The organism is Parasphingorhabdus litoris DSM 22379, from assembly GCF_020906275.1.
Taxonomy (GTDB): Bacteria; Pseudomonadota; Alphaproteobacteria; order Sphingomonadales; family Sphingomonadaceae; genus Parasphingorhabdus; species Parasphingorhabdus litoris.
Genome location: NZ_CP086727.1, coordinates 2,321,023 through 2,333,852, shown reverse-complemented (window position 1 = coordinate 2,333,852; position 12,830 = coordinate 2,321,023). Strand labels below are relative to the sequence as shown.

Here is a 12,830-nt window from a genome sequence, read left to right as displayed (position 1 = left end):
TACGCTTTGCACTGTTGGTGGCGGCAATGGCGATATCTCTGGGATTGCTCTATTGGCAGGTCCAGAACATAGCGCTGCTTGTCGCTTTTCTTGCCCTGGTAACCACAACCGGTGCTGTCGTCTATTTTTTGCGGCCCCGGAGCAATGTTGCAGAAGAAGAATCTTCTGCCTTCGCGGATTGGGCTGTTACGCGGCTGGTTGCGGATCAATCGGACGTGGGCTTGGCGATTACCGACCGCGCAGGTCGGTTGGTTTGTGCCAATGAACTGTTCACCAAATGGTTTAATGGCCCTGCCATTCCGCCGCAATTGCCGCTGCAAGATGGCGGGAATGATCTTCTTGCCACGGCTGGACGCGACGCCTGGCGCGACGGCCGTGGTTATGCGGAGGGTTTGAAACGCGGTGTCGCGGAATATAACGCAAAGGTAATGCGCGCCGGGCAGGGCGATGAATATCTCCTGTGGCAGTTCAAGCCGCAGCGACGCAGCGATATTTTGGAAGATACCATCCGCATGGTTGGCGGTGCCACTGGGCGGGCTCTTTCTGAGGCAGGCGTTTTAACCTGCGTAATCGGCGGTGAGGGACGGATCAGGGGATCTAATCAGGGGTTTGCTCTTCGGGCAACAGGCCGTGAAGAAGCCAATATATCCGGACGCAATTTTATTAATTTCATGCGATCGGATGACAAGGGCACGATCTTTTTCGAACGCGATGGTCGGCATGGTACGCCGGTTCGTCTGTTTCACATCCCGCTGGATCGTAGTCAGGAAAAAGGCCCGGCGCTAATTCTCTTAATCGATGATGATGGCGGTATGGTGGAGCGCGGCAAGGCGCTGGAGCAGATCGAAGCGATGTTGTCGCTGTTGCCACTCGGCTTGGCGCTGACCGATCGTGACGGCCGGTTCCTGTTTTTCAACAATGCATTTGGTAGAGTGGCTGGCGTTGGGGAGGGCGAGAAGCCTCTCTATCCGGGCGACTTGATGATTCGCGATGACAAGTCGGCTGTGGCGGATGCAGTACGCCGTTATGCGAGCGGTCCTACCATGTCCGGTGACCTTGCGGTGCGCCTGCGTTCCGGTGGAGAAGATCCGGTGGCACTCGGTATCGCCGGGGTTCGCGGGTTAGGTGATGCGGCGGTCTTGCTGTCGATCAAGGACAATAGCGAGGAAACGAAGCTGAAGAGCCAGGTGGCGCAGGCAACCAAAATGCAGGCGGTTGGCCAGCTAGCTGGCGGTGTTGCGCATGATTTTAACAATATCCTGACCGCGATTATCGGTCATTGTGATCTTATGTTGTTGCGTCATGCCCCGGGCGACAGCGATTATGACGATATCCAGCAAATCAAAAATAACAGCAACCGTGCAGCGGGGCTGACTCGTCAGTTGCTCGCTTTCTCTCGCCAGCAAACATTGCGTCCACAAATTTTGCAGCTACCCGATGTGGTGGCGGATGTTTCCAATCTGCTTAAGCGTTTGCTGGATGACAGCATCGAATTGGAAGTGAAGCACGGTCGCAATCTGGGTCTGGTTCGCGCAGATCCAGGACAGTTAGAGCAGGTCATTATCAATCTGGGCGTCAATGCACGTGATGCAATCCAGTCGAGCGGCGCCAATGGTGGCAAGATTTCCATTACCACGCAAATGGTGGCTGCATCCGACGTGCGTGCTCTGAAACGCGATATCTTGCCGGTTGGCGACTATACCGCATTGTTCGTTACCGATACTGGCAAAGGAATCCCGCCCGAGCTGATCGGTAAAATCTTTGAACCCTTTTTCACCACCAAGGAAGTCGGCAAAGGAACCGGTCTGGGCCTTTCCACCGTATATGGTATTGTCAAGCAATCAGGTGGTTACATCTTTGCTGACTCAAAGCCTGGTGAGGGTGCGACTTTTTCCATCTATTTCCCCGTCCATCAGATGTCGGATCAGGAAACGGCTCAGTTGACGGAACCTCTGAAGGCGGTTGCCAAGAAGGAGCTATGGGGGAGCGGTCATATATTGCTGGTTGAAGATGAAGACATGGTCCGCGCGGTCGCTGAGCGGGCGCTGACACGGCAGGGCTATTCCGTGGTGACCGCAAGTGATGGTGAAGAGGGATTACAGCATATCGATGCGCTTGGCGAAGGGGACGAGATTTTCGACATGATCCTTTCAGATGTCGTCATGCCGAACATGGATGGACCTGCCATGGCAAAGCAGGTCCGCGAAAAATATCCCGATATGCCAATCCTATTCATGTCGGGCTATGCCGAGGAACAGCTACGCAAATCCATTGATCTCGACAATGTCGCTTTTCTGCCCAAACCATTTTCCGTTGCACAAATTGCCGAGGCCGTTGGAGAAATTTTGACCGAACATGTTAAATAACATTCAGAATTCCTCTTATTACATTGTAAAATAAACACTTTATCTCAACTAAAAATTTTTATGTTCCACTCTTGTTCTAGTAGAACAAATGCGGTACATCATATCCATCATTGATTGATAGCGTACAAGCATTTAGCGAAGGGGACAGGCAAATGGCCGGCAATCTAAAAGTCGTAGAATCGGATAATCAATTGAACTCATCAGACAGACAAAAGGCGCTCGACGCCGCGTTGGCGCAAATTGATCGCGCCTTTGGTAAAGGCTCCGCGATGAAGCTGGGCTCACGCAAAGCGATGGAGGTCGAATCGATCTCAACCGGTTCTTTGGGGCTGGACATTGCGCTTGGTATCGGGGGATTGCCAAAAGGTCGCGTGATCGAAATCTATGGTCCGGAAAGCTCCGGTAAAACCACTTTGGCTCTGCATGCCATTGCCGAAGCTCAAAAGGCTGGCGGCACCGCTGCCTTTGTTGATGCGGAACATGCGCTCGACCCCGTTTATGCCAATGCGCTGGGTGTGAATATTGATGAGCTGATCGTTTCACAGCCAGATACGGGTGAGCAAGCACTAGAAATCACGGATACGCTTGTGCGGTCCAATGCGATTGATATTTTGGTCGTGGACTCAGTCGCTGCGCTTGTCCCGCGGGCTGAAATTGAAGGCGAAATGGGCGACAGTCATGTCGGCCTGCAAGCGCGTCTGATGAGTCAGGCGTTGCGCAAGCTTACTGGTTCTATCAACCGCTCCAAATGTATGGTGATTTTCATCAACCAGGTGCGGATGAAAATTGGCGTGATGTACGGCAATCCCGAAACCACATCTGGTGGTAATGCTCTGAAATTCTACGCGTCGGTTCGTCTCGACATTCGCCGCACGGGTCAGATCAAGGAGCGTGATGAAATTGTCGGAAACTCTACCCGCGTGAAAGTGGTCAAGAACAAGGTGGCACCACCGTTCAAGCAAGTTGAATTTGACATCATGTACGGGCAGGGCATTTCCAAGGTTGGCGAGATAATTGACCTTGGCGTTAAAGCCGGTGTTGTCGAAAAATCCGGGGCATGGTTCTCTTATGACTCCGTGCGTATCGGGCAGGGCCGTGAAAACTCGAAGCGCTTCCTGTTGGAAAATCCGGAAATGATGGCGAAGCTGGAAAATCAAATTCGCGGCAATGAGGAAGAAATTGCCGATGAGATGATGACCGGACCTGTCGGAGCCGATGGTGATTCTGAGGCTGATAGCGAATAAAGAAGACATAGGGGCGGACTAGATCGCCTCTATTCTTCTCTCCAAAATTGAATTTGCCAATCCGTTTCCCCCGAGGCGGATCATGGCATGCGGGCCGTCCTTCTGTCCCCCGATAGTCAGGACGGCCCTTTTCATTTGCTATCCGGCGCATTCCTGTCAAAAGTTGGAAAAACCTGATTGGCATGATGATTTTCAGGTGTGATTTGTGTGAACTTTGAACGCAAACAAGCCCCGCTCGGCATGTTTGCGATCATGTGAAAAAGGGGGTTTCATGACTATTATTGTCCATCATCTAGAAAACAGCCGGTCACAGCGGATCCTTTGGTTGCTCGAAGAGCTGGCGTTGCCCTACGAAATCAAGCGTTATGAACGCCACCCGAAAACACAGCGCGCGCCGGATAGCCTGAAAGCCATTCATCCGCTTGGCAAATCACCCATGATTGAAGATGACGGCCAGGTGATTATCGAAACGGCGGCGATTGTCGAATATCTGGTGACCAAAGCTGGCGGAACGCTTGGTGCGCCGGAAGACAAGACAGGTGCTCAGCTTTATACCCAATATCTGCATTTCGCCGAGGGTTCGATGATGCCGCCGCTATTTGGAACACTTGTAGTTAATCGATTAGGTTTCTTGGGCTGGCCAGCGAAAAAGCCCATTTTGGGTATGGTTGAGGAACTACTCAACTGGCTCGAAACAGAACTGGCATCCCGTCCTTATTTTGCAGGTGGCGCGCTGACTGCCGCAGATGTCATGATGAGCTTCCCGCTTGAAGCCTGCCAATCACGCGCAGGGCTTGATCATCGCTTTCCCAATTTGCAAGCCTGGCTCAAACGCATTCATGATCGGCCCCAATATCAAACTGCTCTCAAAAAGGGCGGCCCATATGCCTATGCCTGATTGCTCATCAAATTTTGGAATCCAGTCATTGACGGGATTGTAAACATGGCAGGCCTCGCCTAAGTCGATTTCATGATTACCACCAACGATATAAGACGCTCTTTTTTGGAATATTTTGCAGCGGAAGGACATGAGGTTGTCCCTTCCTCTCCGCTTATTCCGCATAATGATCCGACATTGATGTTCATCAACGCTGGGATGGTTCCGTTCAAGAATATCTTCACCGGTGCGGAGAAAAGCAGATTTCCGACCGCGACATCGAGCCAGAAATGCGTACGTGCTGGCGGCAAGCATAATGATCTCGACAATGTTGGTTATACCGCCCGGCACCACACTTTTTTTGAGATGCTCGGCAACTTTTCCTTCGGGGACTATTTCAAGGAACAGGCAATCCATCACGCCTGGGAGCTGATTACGAAAACGTGGGAAATTTCCGCTGATCGATTGACGGTGACTGTCTATCACACTGATGACGAAGCCTTTGATTTGTGGCGCAAGATTTCCGGACTGCCTGAAGAACGGATCATCCGCATCGCAACCAATGACAATTTTTGGTCCATGGGTGATACCGGTCCATGCGGTCCATGCAGTGAAATCTTCTATGACCATGGCGATCACATTTTCGGTGGTCCTCCCGGCAGCCCAGATGAAGATGGCGACCGGTTTGTCGAAATATGGAATCTGGTGTTCATGCAATATGAGCAGCATGCCGATGGCAACCGGATTGACCTACCAAAACCATCGATTGATACCGGCATGGGGTTGGAGCGTATCGCCGCCGTTATGCAGGGGACGCATGACAATTATGAGATCGACCTGTTCAAGGCGCTGATTGCACAGTCAGGCTCGCTGACAGGAACGGAAACGACTGGCGACAATCAAGCCAGCCATCGTGTTATTGCCGATCACCTGCGCGCATCATCCTTTTTGGTGGCCGATGGCGTGCTACCGGCCAATGAAGGGCGCGGCTATGTGCTTCGCCGGATCATGCGCCGCGCCATGCGCCATGCGCATCTGTTGGGAGCGCAAGACCCGCTCATGCACCGTATGGTTGGTGCGTTGACCAGTGAAATGGGCAACGCCTTTCCCGAATTGATCCGCGCAAAGCCGCTGATCGAGGAAACCTTGCTTCGGGAAGAAACCAATTTCCGGCGGACGCTCGACAAGGGTCTCAAGCTGCTGGATGCTGAAATTGCCGATATGAGTGAAGGTGACACCCTGCCTGGCGCAACGGCTTTTAAACTCTATGACACTTATGGTTTTCCCTATGACCTGACCGAAGACGCGTTGCGCGCTCAATCTCTCGGTGTAGATCGGGAAGGCTTTGATGTCGCTATGGCCGAGCAAAAGGCCGCTGCTCGCGCAGCATGGAAGGGTTCTGGCGATCAAGCATCAGAAGCCATTTGGTTTGATATAGCCGAACGTGAAGGCAGTACTGAATTCACGGGCTATAGCGCAGAGACTGGTGACGGCGTCGTGATTGCACTTGTCAAGGATGGTGCTGAAATTCAATCGGCAAAGGCCGGTGACGATGTCGTCATGTTGACGAATCAGACCCCGTTTTATGGTGAAAGCGGCGGTCAGATGGGCGATAGCGGCCTGGTGACAGGGCAAGATGGGTTTGCTGCAAGCATAACGGACACCAGCAAGCCATTGGGTCGTCTTCATGCCCATCAGATGACGATCGATGAGGGAGCGGTGTCTGTAGGGGATACTGTCCATCTGGTGGTTGATTCAACCCGGCGCACCCAATTACGTGCCAATCACAGCGCAACTCATTTGTTGCACAAAGCTTTGCGTCATCATCTTGGTGATCACGTGACTCAAAAAGGCAGCTTGGTTGCACCCGATCGTTTGCGATTTGATTTCTCTCATCCATCTGCACTGAGCGATGACGAAATCAAAGCCATCGAAGCGGATGTGAATGCGCAGGTGCGCGGTAATAGCATGGTCGTGACTCGCTTGATGAGCCCAGACGATGCCGTGGCTGCGGGTGCTTTGGCTCTATTTGGCGAGAAATACGGTGATGAAGTCCGCGTTCTGTCAATGGGCATCGAGAATGATACCGACTATTCGGTTGAGCTTTGCGGCGGGACTCACGTGAACGCTCTAGGCGATATTGGTTTGATGGTGATCATCTCTGAATCCGCCGTATCCAGCGGCGTTCGACGTATCGAAGCGCTGACGGGTGAGGCTGCACGATCGTGGTTTGCCGATCGTGACAGCAAATTAAAAGCTATTGCAGCGGCCTTGAAAGCCTCGCCTGATGAAGCTGCTGAGCGCGTGTCGGCCTTGGTTGATGAACGAAAGAAACTCGATCGTGAATTGACGGAAGCGAAAAAGGCTTTGGCTCTGGCCGGTGATGGCGGTGGTGGTGCTTCCAATGAATCGGAAACCATCGGCGACATAAGTTTTAGCGGACAAGTCATTAACGGCCTTAACCCCAAAGAACTGCGCGGATTAATCGATGAAGCCAAGAAAAGCCTTGGCAGCGGCGTGAGCGCTCTGATTGCGGTTAACGACGGGCGGGCGACTGTCGCCGTTGGCGTTACCGATGACCTGACCAGCACGTATAATGCGGTCGAGCTGGTGCAATCTGCTGTTGCTGCCGTTGGCGGCAAGGGCGGTGGCGGACGGCCTGACATGGCGCAGGGCGGTGGTCCTGATGGTGCCAAGGCCGATGATGCTATTGCAGCTGTGAAAGCTATTCTTGCGGGCTGAGTTTTGACTCACTCACGGTATTTGTGTCGAGCGCGGACGATTTCAGCTTGGGTTCGTTCTCCAAATCGCCATCTTTCTGGATCTGTTGGCGAAGGGCGTCGCGTTTTTCATGAATGGAAGCAATTACTGGGCCCATTGCTACGCCATTTTCGACCAGCACGGCCTCTGATAGTTGCAACGAACCCTCCAATGCTTCTGGCACCGCGTTGGTGGCACCGGCTTTATAGAGTTCAGCAGCATGATCCGTATCTCTGGCCCGAGCGATAATGGGCAGGTCAGGAACCCATGCGCGTACACGTTTTACAATTTGAACCGAAAGAACCGGCTCATCCATGGTCAGAACCAGCGCTTTTGCATGGCCGAGGCGCAGGCGGTCAAGCATTTCATTGCGTGCGACATTTCCGAAGATAATCGGATAGTCGTTACGCCTGGCTTCGGCCACAACATCGATATTGGATTCGATGGCAAGATAGCTTTGATCATGCGCCTTCATCATGTCTGCGACCAGTCGACCAACCCGGCCAAAGCCGATGATAATGGTATTCTCTGCATCGATAACTTGATCATCGGTAGCAACGATATTCTCTCCGCTCAGTTCAATCCGCCGAGCCATATCATGCCCAAATCTTGCCAAGAGAGGTGTGATCGTCAAGCCTATAGCGGTTACGATTTGCCAGAATGCTGCGGTCTGGGGTTGAATCAATTGCGCTTGCGCTGCGGCAGCCAAGACAATCAATGTGGTTTCAGATGGACTGGACATAAGCACGCCTGCTTCGGTTGCTGTACCCGGACGTGCTCCGGCAAACCTTAAGAGGCCGCCGGTAACAATTGCCTTCACCAATACCACGCCAACGACTGCCGTGATGAGGCTGGCCCAGTTGTCCAAGATGACGCGGATGTCGATCTGCATGCCCACGGTGATCAGAAACACGCCCAGTGCCAATCCCTTAAATGGGGCTGTTATAACCTCAACTTCGCCGTGATATTCCGTCTCGGCAATCAGCAGGCCGGCCAATAATGCACCGACGATCGGAGACAGGCCTGTGGCGGCGGTCGCGAGACTGGCCAATATGATTACCAGCAAACTGACGGACAGAAAGAGTTCAGGACTCTTGGTACGTGCAGCTTGAGCAAAAATACGGGGCAGCAGGAGGCGGCCAAGCACCAGCATGCCAATGATCACTGCACCGCCAACGACCAGCGTTTGAACAAGCTCTTCCCAGGACGATCCGCTGGCATAAGATGGTGCAAGCGCGCCGAGCAGGAAGATGATCGGTACAATAGCAACATCTTCGAACAGAAGCATGGCCAGCGCCGCCCGTCCCACCGGGCTTTTTGTTCCCGACATGGGTAAAACCAAAGCGGTTGATGATAGTGCCAATGCAAGACCAAGGCCCAGGGCACCGGCGGGATTTTGGCCAATGAGATAGAGCACAAAGCCAATAATCAAACCAGAAATGGTTAGTTCCGCAGCGCCCACCCCGAAGACCAGCTGTCGCATCGACCAGAGGCGTTTGAACGAAAGCTCCAGGCCTATGGAAAATAACAGCAATATGATGCCGAACTCGGCAAAGGGTTCGATTGCCTCTCGATCATTTATCGTGACAAATTTGAGCCAATCATATTGTCCGGATAAAGCGCCCAAGCCCGAAGGCCCGAGCAAGACGCCTACGAGGATGAAGCCGATAATCGGTGTGATCCGAAAGCGCGCAAAAGCCGGAATAACAATTCCGGCTGCGCCCAATATGACGATAGCGTCGATAAATGCCGGATTGTCGAGCGGTGTACTCATAGAACACACCTATACGCGAAACATTCCGTTTGTCAGCAAGTCAAAACGCGTTGGAAATTATTTCCAGTTTTCCATTTCGGTTTCGAGATTTGACCGCACCGCCTCAAAAAACTGCTCGGTTGTCATCCAGCTTTGGTCAGGACCGATCAAAATTGCGAGATCTTTGGTCATACTGCCGCTTTCAACGGTCTTGATGCAGACTTGTTCGAGCGTTTCGGCAAAGCGCGTTACTTCTGGCGTCTCATCAAACTTCCCGCGATAAATCAGACCGCGTGTCCATGCAAAGATGGAAGCAATCGGATTGGTGGAAGTTGCTTTGCCTTGCTGATGCTGGCGATAATGCCGGGTGACCGTACCGTGCGCTGCTTCCGCTTCGACTGTGTTGCCGGTCGGGGTCATCAATACAGATGTCATCAGGCCGAGCGAGCCAAAGCCTTGCGCCACCGTATCGGATTGCACATCGCCGTCATAATTTTTGCAGGCCCAGACAAATTTACCGCTCCATTTCATGGCGGCAGCCACCATGTCGTCGATCAGGCGGTGTTCGTAAAGAATATTGGCCTTTTCAAACTTGTCCTTAAACTCCGTCTCGAAAACTTCCTCGAACAGGTCTTTGAAGCGCCCGTCATAGGCCTTCATGATCGTGTTCTTGGTTGATAGATAGACCGGCCAGTTACGGTTCAGGCCATAGTTCATCGAAGCCCGCGCAAAGTCGCGGATCGAATCGTCGAGATTATACATGGCCATTGCAACTCCGGGGGAAGGGAATTGGAAGACTTCCTCGTCAATATTGGTGCCGTCATCCCCTTCAAATACCAGGCGCAATTTGCCGGGGCCGGGCACTTTGAAATCGGTTGCACGATATTGGTCACCAAAAGCATGGCGGCCAACCACAATCGGGTCGGTCCAGCCCGGAACTAGGCGCGGAACATTGTCGATGACGATGGGTTCACGGAACACAACGCCGCCCAGGATGTTACGGATCGTGCCATTGGGTGATTTCCACATGCGCTTCAGGTCAAACTCTTCAACCCGGGCTTCGTCCGGCGTGATGGTCGCGCATTTAACGCCAACGCCATGTTTGTTGATGGCATTGGCCGCATCTACGGTGATTTTGTCATTGGTATCATCACGCACCTGAATGGCGAGATCGTAATAATGCAGGTCGATATCCAGATAAGGTTCGATCAATCGTTCCCGAATCCATTGCCAGATGATGCGTGTCATTTCGTCGCCATCAAGTTCGACGACCGGGTTTTTGACCTTAATTTTTGACATAGATATTATTCTTTCCTGGAAGCAATATGTACCGACACACTCAGTGGGAGGAATCTAAGATGTCGATCTCTTAGCAAAGATCGCAATATGTTCAACCATCTGTTCAAAACATCTGCCAAGTTCCGGCGATTGATATCGCAAAACTCGCCTAGGAGTATTGTCACAGCAGGACACTGCTTCTAAGGAACGTTTATGGCGATAGAAAAATATTCAAACAAGGGCCTTGGCGAAGCCAAATGGTCCTTTCCACCGGTCCACCCTGAAGGTCGGAAATTTGCGGTCATCTCTGCAGCAATCACTGCGGCCTTTGCCTTCATGGCATGGGAGACGTTGGCATGGCCGATGGCCGGCGTTACGATCTGGGTGCTGGCTTTTTTCCGCGATCCAAAGCGGGTCACACCGCTGGATGACAAATATATTGTTGCACCCGCCGACGGTCTGGTCAATTTGATCATGCCCGTCGTCCCGCCGGTTGAATTGCAGGGGGAGGGCGGTCTTGGTGATGAAGAGCTGATCCGGGTCTCCATTTTTATGAGCGTCTTTGATGTGCATATCAACCGCACGCCGATTGAAGGTACGGTCAAGCGGCAGGCTTATATATCGGGCAAATTTCTGAACGCTGATCTCGACAAGGCCAGCGATGAGAATGAGCGCCAGCATTTCATGGTCGAGCGCAATGATGGCTTGAAAGTCGGCTTCACCCAAATTGCCGGGCTGGTCGCGCGGCGCATCATGTCCTTTGTTAAAGAAGGCGATTTTGTTGCCGTTGGACAACGTATCGGGCTGATCCGATTTGGCAGCCGCGTCGATGTTTACCTGCCCAAGGGAACGACGCCCAATGTCGTCTTGGGCCAGCGCACCATTGCTGGTGAAACCATCATCGCCGAAATCGGCCAGGTGAAGGAAATTGAAGGTATCGGGCAGTGATCCCGAATGTGATGACGCAGGACATATATTACCGCTAATGGCAGATAAACAGCCCATCCAGAGACCGGAACGCGGCATTTCCCTGCGCGCTTTTGCGCCCAATGCAGTGACGGCACTGGCGCTTTGCGTGGGATTAAGCGGCGTACGTTTTGCTTTTCTGGAAAATTGGGTGCTGGCGGCAGGGGCGATTGTTCTGGCCGGCATTTTGGACGGGCTGGATGGCCGGATCGCGCGTTTGCTCAATGCGCAAAGCCGCTTTGGTGCAGAGCTGGATTCGCTCTCTGATGTTATCGCCTTTGGCGTAACACCGGCTGTCGTTATGTTCTTTTGGTCCTTGCAGCATATGCCGCAATTTGGCTGGGTGATTTCGCTGACCATGGCCGTAGGCTGCGCCCTACGTCTGGCGCGGTTCAATGCCCATATTGATGATGAAGACCAACCGCATAAGTCCGCCGGTTTTCTGACTGGTATTCCAGCGCCCGTGGCCGCTGGACTGGTCATGCTGCCGCTCTATCTTTGGGTAATCACCGACCTGGATATGTTTCGGGATTATTTTGTGGTCGCACCATGGATTGTCCTGATCGCTTTCCTGATGATCTCCAACACAGCGACTTATAGCTGGTCGTCACTTCGCCTGCGCAAAAATATCCGGCTCGAAGCGCTGGCTGGCTTCGCTTTGCTCGGCGTGGCACTGATCAACAATCCGTGGATCACGCTCAGCGTCATTAGCATTGGCTATATTGTGCTGATCCCGTTTAGCATCCGCAGCTATGCAAAGGTCAAGCGGCAGCGCGCAATGGAATCGGCTGCACAGGACGGCGACGCGCGCTAGCTGGATAAGTCCGAACCACCCGGCGACTATGGCGCGGCGCAGCAGCCGGAGCGTTACCCTCATCGCTACCCAGTTCGGCAGCAATAACCGCTATAATCTTGTCCCTATAAGCATGAAACATCATGGCGATGGTCAAAAGAGCGCCCGCAAATGCCAGGGCGAAAAAGGAAGCAATAGCGATGGTTAGCATGTCAAAATCCAGTATGTTCTTTCTATGAACCTTTAATGTTCTAATAATGTTCTCATGTCAAATGTTTTTTGAGACATGGTTGTGCATTCGTTGTGAGTGGCGATTTGGTTACGTTTTTATTGGACCTCAGGCGCCGGGCGGGCACATCCGTGCCCTTGGCTATCGCGCCAATAAGGCGCGGCGCGCTCGCGCTTGCCTCGCTGCGCTCGGTCGGATCACCTCTAGGTTGTTGCAAGTCCGATGCATACCTTATTCTCTCCCCTGGAGGGAGAGAAAAGACTTGGCTTGGCAGCTTGCTGCCTAGCAAGTCTTAGAGAGGGGGCAAGTCTTAGAGAGCGGGCAGCGACTATCGCATCCCTTTATCCGCGCCGCCCCCCCCTCACCAAGTTCCACTAGCGTCCCCCGGGGACGCAAGCTCCACTGTCCTCTCCCTCAAGGGGAGAGGAGATCAGTGTGTCACCTCAAGTTAGGCACCGGACCGACGCGAAGCGGAGGCAAGCGCGACTGCGCGCCGCGCCTTATTGGCGCGATAGCCAAGCGGGCGGAGGCCCGCGCCCGGCGCCTGAGGGCATCAATAAAGAC

At 53.0% G+C, this 12,830-nt stretch carries 9 protein-coding genes; 6 read left to right on the top strand and 3 right to left on the bottom strand.

The genetic code is table 11. The annotated features are described in order from the left end of the window. The first annotated feature begins 26 nt into the window (after positions 1-26). The 4 genes from BS29_RS11215 to alaS all read left to right on the top strand — a co-directional run bounded on the left by BS29_RS11215 (position 27) and on the right by alaS (position 7,229). Positions 27-2,366 carry a response regulator gene (locus BS29_RS11215; RefSeq protein ID WP_407673785.1) on the top strand — a complete coding sequence of 780 codons (2,340 nt, stop codon included), beginning with the start codon at positions 27-29 and terminating at the stop codon, positions 2,364-2,366. Positions 2,367-2,518: 152 nt separating this feature from the next. Beyond that, a complete protein-coding gene (gene recA, locus BS29_RS11210; RefSeq protein WP_229953740.1) occupies positions 2,519-3,610 on the top strand; it encodes a recombinase RecA in 1,092 nt (363 codons plus the stop codon). A 271-nt stretch (positions 3,611-3,881) separates the two neighbouring features. Further along, on the top strand, positions 3,882-4,508 hold the full coding sequence (locus BS29_RS11205; protein WP_229953739.1) for a glutathione S-transferase family protein: 627 nt from the start codon (positions 3,882-3,884) through the stop codon (positions 4,506-4,508). A gap of 72 nt (positions 4,509-4,580) precedes the next feature. After that, the gene (alaS, locus tag BS29_RS11200; protein WP_229953738.1) at positions 4,581-7,229 is read left to right on the top strand and encodes an alanine--tRNA ligase; all 2,649 of its coding nucleotides are present in this window, start codon (positions 4,581-4,583) and stop codon (positions 7,227-7,229) included. Here alaS and BS29_RS11195 read toward each other — a convergent pair. Both BS29_RS11195 and BS29_RS11190 read right to left on the bottom strand, forming a co-directional pair. Beyond that, complete coding sequence (locus BS29_RS11195; RefSeq protein WP_229953737.1) at positions 7,213-9,021, bottom strand: cation:proton antiporter domain-containing protein; 1,809 nt, start codon at positions 9,019-9,021, stop codon at positions 7,213-7,215. The genes alaS and BS29_RS11195 overlap by 17 nt on opposite strands. A 57-nt stretch (positions 9,022-9,078) precedes the next feature. Continuing rightward, positions 9,079-10,299 carry an NADP-dependent isocitrate dehydrogenase gene (locus tag BS29_RS11190; RefSeq protein ID WP_229953736.1) on the bottom strand — a complete coding sequence of 407 codons (1,221 nt, stop codon included), beginning with the start codon at positions 10,297-10,299 and terminating at the stop codon, positions 9,079-9,081. Positions 10,300-10,491: 192 nt separating this feature from the next. On the opposite strand from BS29_RS11190, the gene BS29_RS11185 reads away from it, so the two are divergent. Both BS29_RS11185 and BS29_RS11180 read left to right on the top strand, forming a co-directional pair. Further along, on the top strand, positions 10,492-11,226 hold the full coding sequence (locus BS29_RS11185) for a phosphatidylserine decarboxylase (protein WP_229953735.1): 735 nt from the start codon (positions 10,492-10,494) through the stop codon (positions 11,224-11,226). Positions 11,227-11,263: 37 nt separating this feature from the next. Further along, on the top strand, positions 11,264-12,058 hold the full coding sequence (locus BS29_RS11180) for a CDP-alcohol phosphatidyltransferase family protein (protein WP_229953734.1): 795 nt from the start codon (positions 11,264-11,266) through the stop codon (positions 12,056-12,058). On the opposite strand, the gene BS29_RS11175 is transcribed toward BS29_RS11180, so the two are convergent. Beyond that, entirely contained in the window at positions 12,006-12,248 is a 243-nt protein-coding gene (locus BS29_RS11175; RefSeq protein ID WP_229953733.1) for a hypothetical protein, read from the bottom strand. The genes BS29_RS11180 and BS29_RS11175 overlap by 53 nt on opposite strands. Positions 12,249-12,830: the final 582 nt, after the last annotated feature.

Excerpts from the sequence above, each read along its gene's own strand:
- BS29_RS11180 (WP_229953734.1), top strand. The coding sequence starts at position 11,264 with ATGGCAGATAAACAGCCCATCCAGAGACCGGAACGCGGCATTTCCCTG.
- BS29_RS11195 (WP_229953737.1), bottom strand. The coding sequence starts at position 9,021 with ATGAGTACACCGCTCGACAATCCGGCATTTATCGACGCTATCGTCATA.
- BS29_RS11185 (WP_229953735.1), top strand. The coding sequence starts at position 10,492 with ATGGCGATAGAAAAATATTCAAACAAGGGCCTTGGCGAAGCCAAATGG.
- alaS (WP_229953738.1), top strand. The coding sequence starts at position 4,581 with ATGATTACCACCAACGATATAAGACGCTCTTTTTTGGAATATTTTGCA.
- BS29_RS11175 (WP_229953733.1), bottom strand. The coding sequence starts at position 12,248 with ATGCTAACCATCGCTATTGCTTCCTTTTTCGCCCTGGCATTTGCGGGC.
- BS29_RS11190 (WP_229953736.1), bottom strand. The coding sequence starts at position 10,299 with ATGTCAAAAATTAAGGTCAAAAACCCGGTCGTCGAACTTGATGGCGAC.
- BS29_RS11215 (WP_407673785.1), top strand. The coding sequence starts at position 27 with ATGGCGATATCTCTGGGATTGCTCTATTGGCAGGTCCAGAACATAGCG.
- BS29_RS11205 (WP_229953739.1), top strand. The coding sequence starts at position 3,882 with ATGACTATTATTGTCCATCATCTAGAAAACAGCCGGTCACAGCGGATC.
- recA (WP_229953740.1), top strand. The coding sequence starts at position 2,519 with ATGGCCGGCAATCTAAAAGTCGTAGAATCGGATAATCAATTGAACTCA.